The sequence below is a fragment of the Micromonospora sp. NPDC048839 genome (genome assembly GCF_040649915.1).
GTDB lineage: Bacteria > Actinomycetota > Actinomycetes > Mycobacteriales > Micromonosporaceae > Micromonospora.
Map to the genome: position 1 here is coordinate 60,907 of NZ_JBEZGL010000021.1, position 18,165 is coordinate 79,071.

Genomic DNA, 18,165 nt, shown 5'->3' on the forward strand with positions numbered 1-18,165 from the left:
GACCAGGGTGCCACGCCACGCCTCACATCGTCGCGGTGACCTTCTTCAACCCGCGCGGCGCGTCCGGATCCTCGCCCCGGGTGAGCGCCAGGGCCAGCGCCAACCGCTGCAACGGCAGGATGTCCAACAGCGGGGCGTACCGCTCGTCGACCTCGGGGACGGCCAGCCGGGTGGCGCCCGGCACGTCGGCGGAGCCGACCACCACGACGTCGGCGCGGCGTTCGCCGAGGCGGGGCAGCACCTCCCCCATCGACCGGCCACCGGGGCCGGAGCCGACCACGGCGAGCACCGGGACCTCCGGGTCGGTCATCGCGAGCGGGCCGTGCAGCAGGTCGGCGCCGGAGAAGGCGAGCGCCGGCAGGTACGAGGTCTCCATCAGCTTCAGCGCGGCCTCCCGGGCGGTCGGGTAGGCGTACCCCCGGCCGGTGGTGACCAGCTGGCGGGCGAACCGGTAGCGCGGGGCGAGCTGGGCCGGGGTGCCGTCGGCGAGCGTGCGGGCGGCCAGCTCGGGCAGCGCGTCCAGCGCCTCCCGCTCGGCCGCCGGGAGCACACCGTCGCCGGCCCGGATCCCCTCCACGAGCATCAGCAGGGCGAGCAGCTCGGCGGTGTACGTCTTGGTGGCGGCGACCGCCCGCTCGTGCCCGGCGGCGATGTCGACGCTCAGCTCGGCGACGTCGACGAGCGGCGAGTCGGGGGCGTTGGTCACCGCGAGGGTCAGCGCCCCGGAGGCTCGGGCGGCGCGCAGCACCTCGGCCAGGTCGGGCGAGCCGCCGCTCTGGCTGACCCCGACGACGAGCGCGTCGGACAGGTCGGGGCGGGCCCCGTACAGGGTGACGACGCTTGGCGAGGCGAGCCCGGCGGGCAGGCCGAGCCGGATCTCGGTCAGGTACGCCCCGTAGAGGGCCGCGTGGTCGGAGGTGCCCCGGGCGGTGAAGACCACGTGCCGTGGGCGACGTTCGGCGATGGCCGCCGCCACCCGCGCGATCTCGGCGGCGTTGGCGGCCGAGAGGAGGCGGGCGTAGCCAGCCGGCTGCTCGTCGATGTCGGCGGCCATGCCGGAGCCTGCACGTGTCACGAAAACCCCTCCCCTGCGCGATTGCCGCGCGATTCTTGCTCAGTCTTGCACTTTTAACCGTAGCTCAGCAATCGAACGAGCAGGACTGCGCAGGTGATCACCAGTTGATCTCAATATCAACTAAGCTTGCGGTGCACCCGGCCCAGCCCCAGCGACGAGAGGACGACGTGCCCGACGGAACGGACGACCCCGCGCTCTCCCCGACGGAGGAGCTGGCTCTGGCCCGGCTGGCACTCGACGAGGGTGACCTGCACCACGCCGCCGGCCACCTCGCCGGCGCGCTGGCGCAGGCCCCCACCCTCCCGGAGGTGCACGAGACGCTGGCCCGGCTCGCCGCGGCCAGCGGCGGTGGCCTCAGCCTCTTCCCGATCAACCACCACACCTTCGTGGGTGCGGTCGTCGCCCGCGCCCACCTGCTCGCCACCGCCGGCCGTCCCGCCGAGGGACTGGAGCTGCTGGCCGCGGCGACCGCGTACGCGCCCGGCACCGAGTGGGCCGGCGTTCCCTGGGTCACCGCGCCCGAACTGGCCGAACGGCTGGACCCGGAGCACATCGCCCGGATCCTCATGCAGGTCTGCGCCGCGCTGCCGGACCCGGTGCCGCGGGTCGACCGGGGCGCCCTCGCGCCGTACCTCACGCTGGCCCGCAACGCCGCCACCGTCCACCCCGACCACGGTCTGCTGCTGGGCGCGGCGTCCGCGCTGGCCCGGCGTCTCGGCGAGGCCGCGCTCGCGGTGCGCTGGGCCACCCGAGGGGTACGCGCACAGCCCTCGAAGATGGGCGAGGTCTGGCTCGGGTACGCGTACCGCAGCGCGGGCCGGACCCGCGAGGGCCTCGCCGCCCTCGGTCGGGCCGTCGAGCTGGACCCCGACGACCTGGCGATCTACGCGGACATCGCCGGCACCCTGGCCGAGATCGGCCGGCTGGACGAGGCGCTGGAGTGGACCGAGCGGGCGCTGGCGCGCGACCCGTCCTTCGACTGCGCGGTGCACACCGCCCACCGGCTGCGGCACCTGCGCGACGGCGACCTGGCCCACCTGGTCGCGCTCGCCGACTTCGTCCGCGACCATCCCGACGACAGCCACGAGCATGGTGACCTGGCCCAGTGCTGCCGGGGCCGACCCTGGCTCGGCCAGCTGACCCCGGCCGGCGGCCCACTTGTCGACGCGCTGCGCCAGGCGGTGGCCGATGACGACAACGGCTCCGGCAGCGCCGTACGCCTGCCCGCCGCAGCCCCGCCGAGCGCGGTCCGGACGGCGACGTCCACTGCTCCCGGGCTGCGGATCGACGTCGTCGGCTCGTTGGAGCCGGACCCGCGCGAGCCCCGGCGGGCGTCCGCCCAACGGTTGTGGCACTACGCGGACAACGTCCCCATGCCCGCCCTGCCGGCGCCCTCGGCGACGGCTGTCGAACGGATCGGTCAGCTCGCCCACCCGGCGTGGCCGCACCCACCGGCGGCGTACGACGCGGCGGTGGGCCTCGCCGGCCTCGACCTGGCGGACCTGCTCGGCCTGCTGGTGCACCCACCAGCGGCACCGGCCAACGCGGTGGGTCGCCTGCTGGCCGCCCACGACCCGTCGATCTGGGTCCGTGGGGTGCAGGTGTGGGCGTGCCTGGGGCTGCTGCACCACCGCACCGACGAGCCGTGGGAGGGCTCGACCCGGCGCCGGGTGCTGCTCGACCTGATCTGGGACGTCGAGGACTGGGTCACCGAGGCGGCGCTGTTCGCCCTGGTCACGGCCGCCTGGGTGGATCCCTCGGTACGGTCGGACGTGGCGCGGGTGGTGGCGGAACGGCTCGCCGACGCGGCCGCCGTCGCTCGGGTCCGGCCGGTCCCGATCGCCGTCTCGCTGGCCCACCTGGCGCTCGCCGTTCCAGAGCTGGACAAGGCCGCCGCGGCGCTCGCCACCGAACTGCTCGACACGCGGTCCTCCCCGCTCCCCCGCCCCCGCAACCCCCTCCGTCGCCTCTGGCAACGCCTGACCCGCCAGTCCTGACCCCGCCCCGCGGGGACAGCAGCGCGCCGCGCCGGCCCGGATGGGCTGACGCGGCGCGGCGCGGGGGAAGGGTGCGGGTCAGGCGACCGGGGCTGCCTTGCCGAGGGCGATCTCGGCCTCCTCCTCCGGAGTGGCCTGCGGCGGCGCCTCGTTGGCGGTGCGCAGCGGGATCTCCTTGATGAACCAGGCGAGCACCGGGATCGCGATGGTGAACACCACCGCCCAGAGGAACACGTGCGAGATCGCGTCGGAGAGACCACCGAGCACCAGCTCACGCGCCTGGGCGGGCAGGTCCTTGAGCTTCTCCAGGTCCATCCCGGCACCACCGGACTCGCCGCCGAAGGCTCGACCGCCCTCGGAGCTGGCCAGCCGGTTGGCGAAGATCGCGCCGAACAGCGAGATGCCGAACGAGCCGCCGATCGACCGGAAGAACGTCGCCGCGCCACTGGCCGCGCCGAGATCCTTCTGCTCGACGCTGTTCTGCGCGATCAGCATCGTCGTCTGCATCAGGAAGCCCATGCCGACGCCGAGCACGACCATGTACAGCGACGACATCAGCTTGCTGGTGTTGGTGTCGAGCATCGACAGCAGCGCCATGCCCGCGGTCATCGCGACGCCACCGATGATCGGGTACGCCCGGTACCTGCCGTTGCGGGTGATCGCCCGCCCGATGACCAGCGAGACGACGAGCATGCCGAACATCAGGGGCAGCAGCAGCAGACCACTGTTGGTCGCCGACGCCCCCTGCACGGTCTGCTGGTAGAGCGGCAGGAAGTTCATCGCGCCGAACATCGCGAAGCCGAGCAGGAAGCCGATCACCGAGATCAGCGCGAAGTTGCGGTTCGCGAAGAGCGCCAACGGCAGGATGGGCTCCTGGACCCGGCGCTCCACCAGGCCGAACGCCGCCAACGCGAGCACGCTCAGTACGGCCAGGCCGAGGATCTGCGGCGACGTCCAGTCGTACTCGTTGCCGCCCCAGGTGGTGATGAGCACGATCGCGGTGATGCCGACCGAGAGCAGCCCGGCGCCGAGCCAGTCGATCCGGTGCTCGGTGCGGTACTTCGGCAGGTGCATCGTGGTGATCAACACGAGCAGCGCGATCCCGCCCAGCGGCAGGTTCACGTAGAACGCCCACCGCCAGGAGAGGTGGTCGGTGATGAAGCCACCGGCCAGCGGACCGGCGACCATGGCGATGGCCATGATGCCGGCGATCATGCCCTGGTAGCGCCCACGCTCGCGGGGCGGAACCAGGTCACCGATGATCGCCATCACGCCGACCATGAGCCCACCGGCGCCGAGGCCCTGCACGGCACGGAAGGCGATGAGCTGGACCATGCCGTCCTGCGGGCCGCCGAGCATCCCGGAGCCGGCCATGCCGCAGAGGGCGGAGCCGACGAGGAAGATGATGACCGAGGTCAGGAAGACCGACTTACGGCCGTAGAGGTCACCGAGCTTGCCCCAGATCGGGGTGGAGACGGTGGTGCCCAGGACGTACGCGGTAACCACCCAGGTGAAGTGGTTGAGGCCGCCGAACTCGCCGACGATCCGCGGTAACGCGGTGCTGACGATCATGTTGTCGAGCATCGCGAGCATCATCGCGATCATCAGCCCGAACAGCACGACCCGGATGTTGTTGGGTCGTACGCCGGCCTGTGTTGCTTGAGTCATAGGTAAGCTCCCCCCGAGGAATGTCGTACTTACTTGCCGCCCGGCTAGTCACCTTACTAGCCGCACGGTAAGTTGGGTAGGAAGCCACGGTCAAGCGATTAGGAGTGCGTGAGTGAGGGAGAGCACAGGCGGGACGCGGGAGCGGATCAAGGCCGTCGCGCTCGAACTCTTCACCGAGCAGGGGTACGAGAAGACCTCGCTGCGGGAGATCGCCGAGCGCCTCAACGTCACCAAGGCCGCGCTCTACTACCACTTCAAGAGCAAGGACGACATCGTCGCCAGCTTCGTCGAGGACCGGCTGGACCGGATGGACGAGCTGAACGCCTGGGCCGCGACGCAGCCCGCCACGCTGGCCACCCGCCGCGAGCTGATCTCCCGCTACGCGGACACGATGTTCGACGGCGCGCAGCCGTCGGTGATGCGTTTCTTCGAGCAGAACCAGACCGCGCTCAAGAGTCTCTCCGCCGGCCAACAGATGCGCGGTCGGATGTTGGACCTGGCCGACGCGCTGTGCCGGGGCGACGAGTCCCCCGCCGCCCAACTGCGTGCCGCACTGTCGATCTTCGCGGTGCACACGAGCTGGTTCGCCGTCCGCGCGCCGCACATCAGCGACGACGAACGCCGCAAGCTCGCCCTGGAGGTGGCCGACGAACTGCTGGCCGCCATCGGCACCGAACCCGACGCGAGCGACCACGACGGACCCACCGCCGGCCCGCGCTGATCGGTCGGGCGGCTCAGCCGCGCGTCAGGACCAGCCGCAGACCGAGCAGGTCGACGCCCACCGCCGGAGCCCAGTCCTTCTCCGGTGCGCGGACGAACCCGAGCCGCGAGTAGAGCCGGTGCGCCGAATCGGCCATCCCGGCCCGGACGCAGATCACCACCGCCGTGCAGCCCAACTCGACGGCACGTGCCACGCACGCCTGCGCCAGCGCCGCGCCGACACCCCGACCCTGAGCGCCCGGGTCGACCGCGAGCATCCGGAACTCCGCCTCGCCCGGCCCGGACAGCTCGGCGAACGGGGTGCCCGGCAGCACGAAGGTCACCGAGCCGAGCACCGCCTCGGTCACCTCGTCGACCGCGACCAGCACCTCACCGCTGACGGCCCGGGTCGACACGTCGGCCAGCACCTCGCCGTACCCGTGTTCGCCCTTGAGCTGGCCGTCCGCCTCGTACGCCGCCACGGTCAACCGCGCGACCGCCGGGAAGTCGGCCGGCCCGGCCGGACGGACCCGCATCCCACTCAAGCAATCACCGCGATGAGGTCACCGTCCTGCACGACGTCACCCTCGTGCACCGCGAGCTGCTCGAGCACACCGTCGGACTCGGCGAGGACGGGGATCTCCATCTTCATCGACTCGAGGATCACCAGGGTGTCGCCCTCGGCCACGGTGTCACCTGCCGTGACGACGACCTTCCAGACGTTCGCCACCATCTCGGCGCGGATCTCCTCGGCCATGTCCGGGCCCTCCCTTTTCGCGATGTGCCTGCCGACGTATCCAATCATGCGACGTCCGCCGGTGGGCGCGCAGCGGCACGGCCGGGATGACGCACCCGCCCCGGGGAAAGGCGGCAGGTGTCGACCGCACTACCATCAGCGGGTCGGACCCGATGCCGGGCCGTCGGTGGGTGCACCGACGCCGAGGTCGTGGGCAGCACGGATCCGCCCCCATCACGAGGAGGTCAGCATGGCGAAGAAGTCCCGCAAGAAGAAGGCTCGTAAGAAGAGCGCCGCGAACCACGGCAAGCGTCCCAACTCCTGAACGGGTCGACGGGCCGGCGGCCCGTCACCGATCAGCTCGACCCGGCCGACGCCGGGTACACCGGTGGCCCGGGTCGACAACGACCCGGGCCACCGGTCTTGCGCCGTGCTACGCCGAAGCTCAGTCGGCCAACTCGCGGGAATCACTGGTCTCGAAGACCACCAGCTCGGTGAGCTTGACCCGCAGCCGCTCGCGCAGCTCGTCCGGGGCGGTCTCGTTGCCGCAGCACCGAGCCACCAACGCCCGTACCTCCTGCTCGAGCCCGTACTCACGCAGGCACGGCCCACACTCGTCCAGGTGGTGCCGGATCAGCGAGCGTCGCTCGTCGGCGCACTCCAGATCCAGGTAGAGGTAAACCTCCGCGAGCACCTCGCGGCAATCCGTCTCGTGCGGCTCCCCACAGCTCACGTCACACCTCCCGGCCGGCGGCAGCGGTCGAGCCCTTGGACGAGCGGGCCGCACTGAAGCCCCGCTCCCCGGCGTAGCGCTCAAGCAACTTGCGCAGATTACGACGGCCCCGGTGCAGACGCGACATCACCGTGCCGATCGGCGTACCCATGATGTCGGCGACCTCCTTGTAGGAGAAACCCTCGACATCGGTGAGGTAGACAGCCAGGCGGAACTCCTCCGGCAACTGCTGGAGGGCCTCCTTGACGTCGCTGTCCGGCAGCCGGTCCAGTGCCTCGGTCTCGGCGGAGCGCAACCCACTGGAGGTGTGCGACTCGGCCTCGGCGAGCTGCCAGTCGGTGATCTCCTCGGTGGGCGCCTGGATCGGCTGGCGCTGCCGCTTGCGGTAGGAGTTGATGTAGGTGTTGGTCAGGATCCGGTAGAGCCAGGCCTTCAGGTTCGTGCCCTGCTCGAACTGGTGGAAGGCCGCGTACGCCTTCAGGTACGTCTCCTGGACCAGGTCCTCGGCATCCGCCGGGTTGCGTGTCATCCGCAGCCCAGCAGCGTAGAGCTGATCGACGAATGGCATCGCGTCCCGCTCGAATCGGGCCCTGCGCTCGTCCGTCTTCTCGGTGGTCAACCGCACATCCCCTCGCGTCGGATGCTTTCCCGCCGAGGATACGCGCACGGACCTGCCCGCAGATTCACTTCCCGCCGGTGTGCCGGTGCTCACCGCACCCGCCCCGCCCGGTCCCGCCGTCGCGGGCCACTCCGGGCCATCCAGCAGCCGCCTCAGCTGCCGGGCGTCCCGCTCGTCCCGTTCCAGGCTTCGTGTCTCGGTCGGCACCGGTCACCCCCCTCGCAGAAAAGTCTTCCGGGGTTAGTAACGCGAGATGACCACTGGGGCATTCCGGCTGGCCTCCCGTTCCTGGTCCCGGCCCCGACGGCGGCCGGCGCTGGGACCAGGAAGGGCCTGGGAGGACTGGTGTCACCGGTCCGGATCGGGCCGGCGGCACCATCGGATGCAACGACCCGCGCCCGGCACCGGAAACGGTCGCCCCGGCGAGCCGGGATCAGGTGGGCGCCCAGCCCTGGGCGCGCAACCAGACCCGGACGAGGTCAGCGGTGCCGGCCGGATCCCGCCGCAGGTCGTGCGTCTCCCCGGGACGACTCACCACCTGCACGGTCGGCCCCGGCTCCGGTGTCCCGAACGGGTCCCGGTCACCGTTGACGACAAGCGTCGGCAGGCCGGTGTCCAGCTCAGCGGCCCGGGAGCGCTCCGGCCGCCCGGGTGGGTGCAGCGGAAAGGCCAAGGCGACCACACCTGCCGCACCCACCGCACGGGCCGTACGGCAGGCCACCCGAGCGCCACTGGAACGGCCACCGACCAGAATCGTCGGCACGTCGGCGTGCCGCTCGCGCAGCACGGCGAGCACCGCCGTCCAGGCCTCGTCGAGCTGACCCGCCGGGGCCGGCGCACGTCGACCGGCGACCCGGTAGGGCTGGGTCACCCGCGCCACCACCAGCCCGGCCGCGACCGCCGCGTCCCGGACCGCGAGCAGGTCAGGGGCATCGACGCTGCCGCCCGCGCCGTGCCCGAGCACGAGCAGGGCGGTGGCCGGGCGGGACGGCAGGTCGGTGTCGATCCGCGCCGAACCACGCGGTGTGTTGATCTCGTCGCTGGGCAGCACCGACCCATTCTGCGCCGCCGGACCGGCGACGGGTGCGGGCCGGGTGAGCCGATCAGCTCAACGGGACCAAAGTGAGTAGCCGATCCCGTACCGGCGGGCCGGCGTCATCGACGGCGTCCGGGTCCGGCTCGACCTCGCCACGCCAGGCGACAAGCATCGCCCGCCGCTCGCGGGGTGTCGTGGCACCCCACACGCCGTGGCAGTCACCAACGTCCAGCGCCCAGGCCAGGCAGGACCCCTGCACGTCGCAACTGCGGCACAGTGCGACGGCGGCGTCCGCCGGTTCGTTCGGTGCCGGAAAGAACGTCTCCGGATCGACGCTCTGGCATGTGCCTCTGGTGCGCCACGCGTCGTCCTGTCGCCGTTCCCGCACGGCCTTCAGCAGTCGCGGATCTCGCCGCGCCGCAGCAACCTCGTGCGGGCGAGGCATACGCGCCCGTGTCATCCACCCACCTCCCCCGTGGGACCGGCAAGATCGGTGGACGTCGTCCGCCCCGTGCGAATCGACAGCCACTACCGGCGCTGTGTTCTATCGCACTTCACAAGGCCGAGACAAGGGTCTGCCGGGAACATGACTGAACGGCCAGGAGACGAATCGCGCGCAACCCTGGCAAATCGGCGCTTGACGATGCGCGGCGGTCGGTCTCAGAACAGGGTCAGCTCCTGCGGTCGCACCGATGGCTCCACCGGCACCCGGGCGGTCAGTTGCGGCCCGTCATTGCGGACGTCGCCCACCGCCGCCCCGACCGGCCGGATTTCCAACCCGGCGAGCCACTCCGCCGACGCCGGGGTCAGCAACCGCTCCGGCTCGTCGGTCGGCGCCAACCACGACGACCACTGCTCGGACGACAGCAGCACCGGCATCCGGTCGTGCACCTCGGCCAGCTCGCCAAGCGCCGCGGTGGTCAGCACGCTGAAGGTGAGCCGGGTCTCGGCCTCGGACTGCCAGACCGACCAGATGCCGGCCAGGGCGAGCACGGAACCATCGCTGGGCGTCATGTAGTAGGCCTGTCGCCCACCGTCGGGCCGACGGACCCACTCGTACCAGCCGTCCGCCGGGATCAGGCAGCGGCGACGGGCGAACGACCCGGCGTACGCCCGACTGGTGGCCACCGTCTCGGCCCGCGCGTTGATCATGCGGGCCGCCCCGGCGGGAGAGCGGGACCAGTGCGGCAGCAGACCCCAGCGACCGACGCAGAGGCTGCGGTGCCCCTCGGGGCTGACCCGGACCAGCGGCACCGGGTCGGTCGGCGCGACGTTGTGATCCGGTCGGAGCAGGCCGTCGGTGTCGTCGGACGACTCGAACAGCCCGCTCAGCTCCCCGGAACTCCTGGTCGTCGCGTACCTGCCGCACATGGACCACACGCTAACGCGTCGGAGCCCCGTCGGCTGTCCCGCCAACCGGGAGTACGACCACCGGCTCCCGCCATCGGGCGGTCGACGCGGCAGAATGTAACCGTGGGGAATCTGACGGCGACCCGGCCGCCACAGCCGTGGAGCGCACCGACCGCGTCCAACCCGGTGGCGGCGACGCTGCGCCTGCCCGGGTCCAAATCGATGACCGCGCGCGCCCTGGTGCTCAGCACGTTGGCCGCCGGACCGTCGACGCTTGCCGAGCCGCTGCGAGCCCGCGACACCGAGTTGATGGCCGCCGGCCTGCGCGCGATGGGCGCGCACGTGTCGATCAGCGACGACGAGCGCTGGTTGGTCCGGCCGCACCCGCTGGTCGGCCCCGCCCACGTCGACGTCGGCCTGGCCGGCACCGTGATGCGGTTCGTGCCGCCCGTGGCCGGGCTGGCCGACGGGCCGGTCACCTTCGACGGCGACCCCTACGCTCGCACCCGGCCGCTCGGCCCGCTGGTCGGCGCACTGCGCTCGCTGGGTGTCCGGATCGACGTCACCGGCACGGGCAGCCTGCCGCTTACCGTGTTCGGCAGCGGTGGGGTCACCGGTGGGGAGGTGGTGATCGACGCGTCCGTGTCCAGCCAGTTCGTCTCCGCGTTGTTGCTGGCCGCTCCGCGCTTCGACAGGGGTGTGGTGGTGCGCCACGTCGGCCCACCGGTGCCCTCCGCACCGCACCTGCGGATGACGGTGCGGATGCTGCGGGCCGCCGGCGCGGCCGTCGACGACAGCACCCCCGACGTGTGGACCGTCGAGCCCGGCCCGCTCACCGGGCGCGGCTGGGAGATCGAACCAGACCTCTCCGGCGCGGTGCCGTTCTTCGCCGCCGCCCTGGTCACCGGTGGCGAGGTGACCTTGCAGGGCTGGCCGCACAGCAGTGCCCAACCGGTCGAGCAACTCCGTTCGTTGTTGCACCGGATGGGCGGCGAGGTCACCCTCTCCACCGCCGGGCTGACCGTGCGGGGCACCGGCGTGGTGCACGGCCTGACCGCCGACCTCTCCGACGTCAGCGAGCTGACCCCGGCGCTGACCGCGCTGGCCATGCTCGCCGACTCGCCGTCGGTGTTCACCGGCGTCGGGCACATCCGGGGCCACGAGACCGACCGCCTGAGCGCGCTCGCGGCCGAGTTCACCGCCCTCGGGGCGGACATCACCGAAGCGCCGGACGGGCTGGAGATCCGACCCCGTCCACTGCGCGGCGGGACCTTCCGCACCTACCACGACCACCGCATGGCGCACGCCGCCGCGGTGGCCGGGTTGGCCGTTCCCGGCATCGAGGTGGACGACGTGGGGTGTACCTCCAAGACCATGCCCGAGTTCCCGGCACTATGGTCAGCGATGGTGACCGGCAAGAGCTGACGCGAGAAGAGGACAGGTCCTGGCGACCAAGCGGCGGGAGTACGACGAGGACGACGTACGGGTCCGGCCCGGAAAGTCGTCGCGTCCGCGTACGCGCACCCGCCCCCAGCACAACGACGCGGTGGACGGCTTCGTCATCGCCGTCGACCGGGGGCGCTACCAGTGCGTGCTGGCCGGTGCCGAGCGCGGCGTGGTGGGGGCCGAGCTGCCCACGGTGACCGCGATGCGCGCCCGTGAGCTGGGCCGCAAGTCGGTGGTGGTGGGCGACCGGGTCAGCCTGGTCGGGGACACCTCCGGCGCGGAGGGCGCTCTCGCCCGGATCGTCCGGATCGCCGAGCGCCGCTCGGTGCTGCGCCGCACCGCCGACGACGACGAGACCACCGCCGAGGGCCGGCTGGAACGGGTGGTGGTGGCCAACGCCGACCAGCTGGTGATCGTCAGCGCGCTTGCCGACCCGCCGCCGCGCACCGGGTTCATCGACCGCTGCCTGGTGGCCGCGTACGACGCGGACGTCGAGCCGCTGCTCTGCCTCACCAAGGCCGACCTGGCCGGGCCGGAGGAGGTGCTCGGCTACTACACCGAGTTGGAGCTTCCGTACGTGCTCAACCGTCCCGACTCCGACCTGGGCGCGCTCCGCGCGCTGCTCAGCGGCAAGGTGTCGGTGCTGGTCGGGCACTCCGGGGTGGGCAAGTCGACACTCGTCAACCGCCTCGTCCCGGACGCGCTGCGCGCGGTCGGTGTGGTCAGCGCGATCGGCCGGGGCCGGCACACCTCCACCAGTGCGGTGGCGCTGCGGTTGCCACCGGTACCCGGCGTCGACACCGACCCCGGCTGGATCATCGACACCCCCGGGATCCGCAGTTTCGGGCTGGCGCACGTCTCGGCCGACAGCCTGCTGCACGGCTTCCCGGACCTGGTCGAGGGCACCGTCGACTGCCCGCCCAACTGCCAGCACACGGCCGACGAGGCCGCCTGCGGGCTGGACGCCTGGGTGGCCGCCGGCAAGGCCGACCCGCGCCGGCTGGCCTCGTACCGCCGGTTGCTCGCCTCCCGGGCCGGCGAGGGTGACTCGCGCGGCGAGAGCGACCAGCGCGGACCCGGCGAGGGTGACCGGCGCGGGCCCGACGAGTGAGCCGAGGGGCGTCGGCTAGGTTGCCGGCATGACCGGGTACGCCGATGACCTCGCCCTTGCCCACCTGCTCGCCGACCGGGCCGACGCCATCGCCATGGCCCGGTTCCGCGCGCTCGACCTGCGGGTGGAGGCGAAGCCCGACCTGACTCCGGTCTCGGACGCGGACACCGCCGTGGAGCGGGAGATCCGCGCCCTGCTGGCCGAACAGCGGCCGACCGACGGGCTGCTCGGCGAGGAGTACGGCGCGCAGCCGTCCGCCGACCCGAACGGCCGCCGGTGGATCATCGACCCGATCGACGGCACCAAGAACTTCGTCCGGGGAGTGCCGGTCTGGGCCTCCCTGATCGCGCTCTACGACGGTGACCGGCCGGCGGTCGGCGTGGTGTCCGCACCGGCGCTGGGCCGGCGCTGGTGGGCGAGCGCGGGCGCGGGCGCGTACGCCGGCCCCGGCCCCGCCGCCGGCGAGCGGATCGGGGTGTCCGCGGTGCACGGGATCGCGGATGCCAGTTTCTGCTACTCGTCGCTCGACGGGTGGGAGCGCGCCGGGCGGCTCGACGCGATGTTGGACCTGATGCGGGCCACGTGGCGCAGTCGGGCGTACGGCGACTTCTACGGCTACATGCTGCTGGCCGAGGGTGCACTGGACGTGATGGTCGAACCGGAGCTGTCCCTGTGGGACGTGGCGGCGCTGGTGCCGATCATCACCGAGGCAGGTGGCACGGTCACGGATCTGTCCGGTCGGCCGGCTCCGGCCGGCGCTCCGGGCACCGACAGCAGCGTGGTGGCCACCAACGGGGTGCTGCACGCCGACATCCTCAGCCGCCTCGATCGGCCAGCCGAGCGCTGACCCGCGTCAACCTCTATCCTCGCCAGGTGGTCTCCTCCGGTTGGTGTTTTCTCGCGGCGATGATCGTCGCGTACGGCTTCGCCAACCTCCTCCAGTCGGTGGCCGCGGCCCGCACCACGGTCCACCACACCTTCGATCCGGGCCTGCTGCTGCGTCTCGCCGGGCACCGGACGTACCTGATCGGCCTGGGCTGCCAGATCGGCGGGTTCGTGCTGGCCTTCCTGGCCCGCCGGGACCTGCCGCTGTTCCTGGTGCAGGCGAGCGTCGCGGCCGGGCTCGGGGTGACCGCCATCCTCGGCGTGCTGGTGCTGAAGTGGCGGCTGCCGGTGGCGGAGGTGGTGCTGCTGGTCCTGCTCTTCGCCGGGATCACGGCGTTGGTGCTGTCCGCCCGGCCGGCCCCGTCGAAGCAGCTCGGCACCGCTGGCTCGATCGCCCTGCTGGTGGCGCTCGGCGTCATCGCGGTGCTCGGCGTCTTCGCCGTCCGGCTGCGCGGGGCACCCGGCTCGGTGGCTCTCGGCTCGCTGGCCGGGTTGGCGTTCAGCTCGGCGGCGGTCGCCGCCCGGCCCCTGGCGTCCGCGTCGTCCGCCGAGGCGTTCCTCTCCCACCCGCTGTTCTATCTGCTGATCGCCCACTCGATCGTCGGCCAGTTGCTGCTGGGGTTGGCCATGCAGCGCGGTTCGACGACCGCCGCGGTCGCCGCGATGGACGCCGCCGGTGCGGTGCCGGCCGCGATCGTCGGCCTGCTGCTGCTCAACGACAAGATCTGGCCGGGCCGGGAGTGGCTGGCCGCGGCCGGTTTCCTGGTCACCCTGGCCGCGGTGATCGGGCTGACCCGGTACGCCGAGCCGCAGCAGCAACGCGCGGTGGCACGGCGTCGCGACCAGGCCATGGTCGTCGTCGGGCGGTCCGGCTGAGGCACCGGGCCGCCCGACCCCTCTCAGGCCTCGACCGGCTTGCGGCGACTCACCACCCGCTCGTAGAGGCGCTCCAACGCGCCGGCGGTGCGCTCCCAGGTGTAGCTGCTGCGCACCCGGTCCACCGCGGCGTGCCCGTAGGCGAACCGGCCGGCGTTGTCGGCGAGCAGCCGGCGCAGCGAGACGCCGAGCGCCCGCACGTCGCCGGGGGGCACCAGGCGGCCGGTGACCTCGTCGACGACGGCGTCCGCCAGGCCGCCCATCGCGTACCCGATCACCGGCACCCCGCAGGCCATCGCCTCCAGCGAGACCCGCCCCGCGGAGGAGTAGTGCGGCGTGCAGGCGACCACGTCCGCCGAGCGGTACCAGGTGGCCATCTGGTCGTGCGGCACCGCTCCGACGAGCCGTACCTGGTCGACGACGCCGACCTGCTCGGCCAGTTCGCGCAGTCGCCGCGCCTCGGCATGGTTGGTCAGTTGGTCGGCCGGCGGCCCACCGGCGATCACCAGCTCGGCGTCACCGACCAGTCGCATCGCCCGGATCAGGTCCTCCTGACCGTGTCCGGGGGACAGCGAGCCGACCGAGAGGATGCGGGACCGCTGTTCGCGCGGCGCCGCCTCGCCGTCGGGCTGGAACTGCTCGATGTCCACCCCGGCCGGCACCAACGCGACCGAGCTGCGTTGCAGGCCCATCCGGGTCAGCTCGTCGACCTCGTCGTTCGACTGGGCGACGGCGATGTCGACGGCCCGGGTCAGGGCGCGTTCCAGCGTGATCCGCTCCCCCGGCCCGTCGTAGTGGCCGCCCAGGTGGCGTGCCTGCTCGACGCCGAGCGAGTGGAACGTCTGCACCACCGGGATGTCGGTCTCCCGAACGGCGTGTGCGGCGGCCAGGCCACCGACCCAGTAGTGCCCGTGCACCACCTCGGGCCGCCAGGCGCCGGACCACGAGTCGGCCAACCAGCGGCCGAACTCCGTCACGTGCGGGATGAGTTTCGCGGTGGGTAGTGGGGTGGGCGGGCCGGCGGGCACCTGGAGCACCTGGTAGCCGTCGACGTCGACGGTCGCCGGCAGGCCGGGGTCGTCCCGGCGCTCGTACAGCCGTACGTCGTGGCCTCGCTCCGCCAACTCGGCGGCGACCCGTGCGATGTGTTGCCGGGTGCCGACCGGTGGGCCGTCGGCGTGGCGGTATGAGCTGGCGTGCGCGCAGACGAGGCCGACGCGCATGGGTCACCTCCCTGCGATCTTTCCTCGGCAGTGGTCCTCCCGTTCAGAGCGTCCCATTAACCTCGGGAGCGGGAGTCGAAACCTGGCAGATCGGGAACAGTGCCCGCGAGTGCCGCCGACGCTTGCGCCACGGCAATCACATTGACCACACGACACGCCGATCCCCCGAAGATCGACAATCGATACGTGGCATGACCAGGCCCGGGCGGGGGTACCGCTCAGGAATGCCGCTGACCCGCAGCCTCGACGACTCCACCGTGGTGATCACCGGCGCGTCCAGCGGGATCGGCACGGCTACCGCGTACGCGTTGGCCCGCCGGGGTGCCGCCGTCGTGCTGGCCGCCCGCAGCGAGGCGGCCCTCCGCCAGGTCGCGCTGCGCTGCCAGGAGTTGGGCGGCCGGGCGCTTGTCGTACCGACCGACGTGACCCATCTGGAGTCGGTGCAGCGGCTGGCCGAACGGGCGGCGGCCGAGTTCGGTCGCATCGACGCCTGGGTGAACAACGCCGGGGTGGGCGTGGTGGGTCTGTTCGACGAGATCCCGATCGCCGAGTTCCGTCGGGTGGTGGAGGTCAACCTGCTCGGCGCCGTGCACGGCATCAAGGCCGCGCTTCCGTACCTCGGCGCGGCCGGAGGCGGCGTCCTGGTCAACAACGCCTCGGTGCTGGCCGAGGTGGCCATGCCGTACCAGTCGGCGTACAACGCCACCAAGCACGGCATCCGCGGGCTGGCCGACACGGTCCGACAGGAGTTGCGGGTCACCGGTCGCGGTCAGATCTCCGTCTGCACGGTGCTGCCGGCCACCATCGACACCCCGTTCTTCCGACACGCGGCCAACCACAGCGGTCGGGAACTGATGCCACCGCCCCCGATCTACCCACCGGAGGTGGTCGCCGAGACCATCGTCCGGGTGCTGCGTCGGCCCCGGCGCGAGGCGTACGCCGGCGGCGCGGGCCGCCTGCTCGGCCTGCAGTGGCGGCTGGCGCCCGCGCTCGTGGAGCGCGCCCTCGGCTGGTACGCCCACCGCGCACAGTTCGGCCCGGGCGCGCGGGTGGACAGCAGCGGCAACGTCTTCGACGCCGACGGGCAGGCCCACCGGGACGGCGGCTGGCACGGTCGACGACGCCAGCTGGTGCGGATGAGCGCCGCGTTCGGTCTCGCCGCCGCCGGCACCGCAGTCGGCACCATGGCGGCGATCAATCGTCGATCCCGGTTGGCGCCCTGATGACCGGCATCGAGCGCCCGAATGCGCGAACGGTCATCGACGCGCACAATGGGGCGATCATGTCGAGCTGTCTGGTGGAGATCGACGATTCGTCGGCGGTGGTCCGGCTGACCGGGACGCTTGACGCCGCCGGAGCCGAGGCGGTACGCGGCGCGCTGCTCGCCTGTCTCTGGGACCGACCGGGCCCGGTGGTGGCGGACGTGACCGGGCTGCGGGTCGCGGACCCGGTCGGGCGGGCCGTGTTCGCCGACGTTCGCCGCGAGGTCGCCGACTGGCCCGCCGTGGATCTGCTGCTGTGCGACCCGGCGGTCGACCGGCCCGGGCAGGTGGACGCCGGGGCACGGCCCCGGCCGACGATGGTGGCCGGCGTGCCGGCCTGGCCGACGGTGGACGGGGCGTTGGCCTCGGTCGCGGTGGCGCCGCTGGCGGCGGTGCTCACCGCCGAACTGACCCCGGAGGTGGGAGCCGCCCGGCAGGCCCGCGACCTGGTCACCACCGGCTGCCGACGCTGGGGCATGGAGATGCTGATCGACCCGGCCAGCATCGCGATCACCGAAATGGTGAACAACGTGGTGGCGCACGCAGGGACCCCGATGACGGTACGGCTGGCCCCCCAGGACGACACCCTGCACCTGGCGGTGCGCGACTACTCGGCGCGTCGGCCGACGTTCGCCGGGTTGTCCCCGCCGAACCGGGTCGGCGGCCGGGGGCTGCTGCTGATCGACACGGTGGCGCGTCGTTGGGGCAGCAGCGCCCTACCCGATGGCAAGGTCGTGTGGTGCGTGCTGCACCCGGAGGACGAGGTCGCACACCTCAGCTGATGCGGCCTATCGCCTCCGGTGCCGCTTTCGACCACGGCACAGCCTCGGGTGCTCCGGTTATGGCGGGAGGGCAGCGGGTAGTGATCAGACATGCGCGACAACGAGTACCCGACCCCCGTGTCCGACACCGAGGCGCAAGGTCTGCCCGACACCGCCGATGACGACTCGACCGCCAACGACGACGTCCTCACCGGCCGTGAGGCGGACGGCCCGGACCCGGCCCAACTCCCCGGCGACCGTACGCCGGTGGCGGTGGACCGGTTCGGGACGACGGCCGAGGAGCAGCTCGACGGCGAGTCGTTGGACTACAAGCTCGACCGCGAGGTCTACGAGCGCCCGGCGGACGACCCGCTGGCCGGAACGATCGACCCGAAGATCGCCTTCGAGGCGGACAACCTGGAAGCCGCCGCGGAGGCACAGCTGGACGCCGACGTGATGGACCCGGGACCCACCTCGGATCCGAACTCGCCGGTCTCCCTCTACGACCACGGTCAGCTCGGCACGGTGGCCGACGCCACGGTGGGTCGGCTGGTCGAGCCGGACGAGGGGTCGCACACCGACCAGGAGACCGACTCGGTGGCGTACGACGCCGGTTCCGCCGGCGGCGGGGCGACCGCCGAGGAGTTGGCCATCCACGAGACGGAGCCGCCGCGCTCGGTCTGACCGT

18 protein-coding genes and 1 pseudogene are annotated in these 18,165 nt (G+C 72.4%); 9 read left to right on the plus strand and 10 right to left on the minus strand.

The annotated features are described in order from the left end of the window. Window positions 1–22: 22 nt before the first annotated feature. Complete coding sequence (locus AB0C25_RS29945) at window positions 23–1,054, minus strand: SIS domain-containing protein (protein ID WP_357377609.1); 1,032 nt, start codon at window positions 1,052–1,054, stop codon at window positions 23–25. Between the two features lie 188 nt (window positions 1,055–1,242). On the opposite strand from AB0C25_RS29945, the gene AB0C25_RS29950 reads away from it, so the two are divergent. Continuing rightward, window positions 1,243–3,072 carry a tetratricopeptide repeat protein gene (locus AB0C25_RS29950; RefSeq protein ID WP_357377492.1) on the plus strand — a complete coding sequence of 610 codons (1,830 nt, stop codon included), beginning with the start codon at window positions 1,243–1,245 and terminating at the stop codon, window positions 3,070–3,072. A 78-nt stretch (window positions 3,073–3,150) separates the two neighbouring features. Here AB0C25_RS29950 and AB0C25_RS29955 read toward each other — a convergent pair whose 3' ends face one another. After that, window positions 3,151–4,740 carry an MDR family MFS transporter gene (locus AB0C25_RS29955; protein ID WP_357377494.1) on the minus strand — a complete coding sequence of 530 codons (1,590 nt, stop codon included), beginning with the start codon at window positions 4,738–4,740 and terminating at the stop codon, window positions 3,151–3,153. A gap of 112 nt (window positions 4,741–4,852) precedes the next feature. Between AB0C25_RS29955 and AB0C25_RS29960 the strand changes: the two genes are divergently transcribed. Then, window positions 4,853–5,461, plus strand: a complete 609-nt coding sequence (locus tag AB0C25_RS29960; protein WP_357377496.1) for a helix-turn-helix domain-containing protein — start codon at window positions 4,853–4,855, stop codon at window positions 5,459–5,461. 13 nt (window positions 5,462–5,474) lie between these two features. On the opposite strand, the gene AB0C25_RS29965 is transcribed toward AB0C25_RS29960, so the two are convergent. The 7 genes from AB0C25_RS29965 to AB0C25_RS29995 form a co-directional block, all read right to left on the minus strand. Next, window positions 5,475–5,975 (minus strand): GNAT family N-acetyltransferase, encoded by a 501-nt coding sequence (locus AB0C25_RS29965; RefSeq protein ID WP_357377498.1) that lies wholly within the window; start codon window positions 5,973–5,975, stop codon window positions 5,475–5,477. 5 nt (window positions 5,976–5,980) lie between these two features. After that, window positions 5,981–6,196, minus strand: coding sequence for a biotin/lipoyl-binding carrier protein (locus AB0C25_RS29970; protein ID WP_357377500.1), 216 nt, complete (start codon window positions 6,194–6,196; stop codon window positions 5,981–5,983). Window positions 6,197–6,620: 424 nt separating this feature from the next. Beyond that, entirely contained in the window at window positions 6,621–6,908 is a 288-nt protein-coding gene (gene rsrA / locus AB0C25_RS29975; protein ID WP_030336658.1) for a mycothiol system anti-sigma-R factor, read from the minus strand. Between the two features lies 1 nt (window position 6,909). Beyond that, window positions 6,910–7,734, minus strand: a complete 825-nt coding sequence (locus AB0C25_RS29980) for a sigma-70 family RNA polymerase sigma factor (protein WP_357377502.1) — start codon at window positions 7,732–7,734, stop codon at window positions 6,910–6,912. Between the two features lie 226 nt (window positions 7,735–7,960). Beyond that, entirely contained in the window at window positions 7,961–8,578 is a 618-nt protein-coding gene (locus AB0C25_RS29985; protein ID WP_357377504.1) for an alpha/beta family hydrolase, read from the minus strand. A 52-nt stretch (window positions 8,579–8,630) separates the two neighbouring features. Continuing rightward, complete coding sequence (locus AB0C25_RS29990) at window positions 8,631–9,023, minus strand: WhiB family transcriptional regulator (RefSeq protein ID WP_357377506.1); 393 nt, start codon at window positions 9,021–9,023, stop codon at window positions 8,631–8,633. Window positions 9,024–9,223: 200 nt separating this feature from the next. After that, entirely contained in the window at window positions 9,224–9,934 is a 711-nt protein-coding gene (locus AB0C25_RS29995; protein ID WP_357377508.1) for an SOS response-associated peptidase, read from the minus strand. A gap of 102 nt (window positions 9,935–10,036) precedes the next feature. Between AB0C25_RS29995 and aroA the strand changes: the two genes are divergently transcribed. The 4 genes and pseudogenes from aroA to AB0C25_RS30015 all read left to right on the plus strand — a co-directional run bounded on the left by aroA (window position 10,037) and on the right by AB0C25_RS30015 (window position 14,297). Further along, window positions 10,037–11,338, plus strand: coding sequence for a 3-phosphoshikimate 1-carboxyvinyltransferase (aroA, locus tag AB0C25_RS30000; RefSeq protein WP_357377510.1), 1,302 nt, complete (start codon window positions 10,037–10,039; stop codon window positions 11,336–11,338). A gap of 121 nt (window positions 11,339–11,459) precedes the next feature. Continuing rightward, window positions 11,460–12,470 (plus strand): ribosome small subunit-dependent GTPase A, encoded by a 1,011-nt coding sequence (rsgA, locus tag AB0C25_RS30005; RefSeq protein WP_357246681.1) that lies wholly within the window; start codon window positions 11,460–11,462, stop codon window positions 12,468–12,470. A 28-nt stretch (window positions 12,471–12,498) separates the two neighbouring features. Continuing rightward, a complete protein-coding gene (hisN, locus tag AB0C25_RS30010; RefSeq protein WP_357377512.1) occupies window positions 12,499–13,317 on the plus strand; it encodes a histidinol-phosphatase in 819 nt (272 codons plus the stop codon). Window positions 13,318–13,376: 59 nt separating this feature from the next. Further along, window positions 13,377–14,297 (plus strand): annotated as a pseudogene (locus AB0C25_RS30015) (hypothetical protein). Here AB0C25_RS30015 and AB0C25_RS30020 read toward each other — a convergent pair. After that, on the minus strand, window positions 14,255–15,454 hold the full coding sequence (locus AB0C25_RS30020; RefSeq protein WP_357377514.1) for a glycosyltransferase: 1,200 nt from the start codon (window positions 15,452–15,454) through the stop codon (window positions 14,255–14,257). The pseudogene AB0C25_RS30015 and the gene AB0C25_RS30020 overlap by 43 nt on opposite strands. Before the next feature lie 224 nt (window positions 15,455–15,678). Between AB0C25_RS30020 and AB0C25_RS30025 the strand changes: the two genes are divergently transcribed. From AB0C25_RS30025 to AB0C25_RS30035, 3 genes are all read left to right on the plus strand, one after another. Next, window positions 15,679–16,677: an SDR family oxidoreductase gene (locus tag AB0C25_RS30025; RefSeq protein ID WP_357377516.1), complete on the plus strand. Its 999-nt coding sequence runs from the start codon at window positions 15,679–15,681 to the stop codon at window positions 16,675–16,677. 59 nt (window positions 16,678–16,736) lie between these two features. Then, the gene (locus tag AB0C25_RS30030; protein ID WP_357377518.1) at window positions 16,737–17,498 is read left to right on the plus strand and encodes an ATP-binding protein; all 762 of its coding nucleotides are present in this window, start codon (window positions 16,737–16,739) and stop codon (window positions 17,496–17,498) included. 90 nt (window positions 17,499–17,588) lie between these two features. Then, window positions 17,589–18,161, plus strand: coding sequence for a DUF5709 domain-containing protein (locus AB0C25_RS30035; protein ID WP_112583682.1), 573 nt, complete (start codon window positions 17,589–17,591; stop codon window positions 18,159–18,161). Window positions 18,162–18,165 lie beyond the last annotated feature (4 nt).

Coding starts and splice junctions, on each gene's coding strand:
- AB0C25_RS29945 (WP_357377609.1), bottom strand. CDS start 1,054: ATGGCCGCCGACATCGACGAGCAGCCGGCTGGCTACGCCCGCCTCCTC.
- AB0C25_RS29955 (WP_357377494.1), bottom strand. CDS start 4,740: ATGACTCAAGCAACACAGGCCGGCGTACGACCCAACAACATCCGGGTC.
- AB0C25_RS29965 (WP_357377498.1), bottom strand. CDS start 5,975: ATGCGGGTCCGTCCGGCCGGGCCGGCCGACTTCCCGGCGGTCGCGCGG.
- AB0C25_RS29970 (WP_357377500.1), bottom strand. CDS start 6,196: ATGGCCGAGGAGATCCGCGCCGAGATGGTGGCGAACGTCTGGAAGGTC.
- AB0C25_RS29990 (WP_357377506.1), bottom strand. CDS start 9,023: ATGACACGGGCGCGTATGCCTCGCCCGCACGAGGTTGCTGCGGCGCGG.
- AB0C25_RS29995 (WP_357377508.1), bottom strand. CDS start 9,934: ATGTGCGGCAGGTACGCGACGACCAGGAGTTCCGGGGAGCTGAGCGGG.
- hisN (WP_357377512.1), top strand. CDS start 12,499: ATGACCGGGTACGCCGATGACCTCGCCCTTGCCCACCTGCTCGCCGAC.
- AB0C25_RS30020 (WP_357377514.1), bottom strand. CDS start 15,454: ATGCGCGTCGGCCTCGTCTGCGCGCACGCCAGCTCATACCGCCACGCC.
- AB0C25_RS30025 (WP_357377516.1), top strand. CDS start 15,679: ATGCCGCTGACCCGCAGCCTCGACGACTCCACCGTGGTGATCACCGGC.
- AB0C25_RS30030 (WP_357377518.1), top strand. CDS start 16,737: ATGTCGAGCTGTCTGGTGGAGATCGACGATTCGTCGGCGGTGGTCCGG.
- AB0C25_RS30035 (WP_112583682.1), top strand. CDS start 17,589: ATGCGCGACAACGAGTACCCGACCCCCGTGTCCGACACCGAGGCGCAA.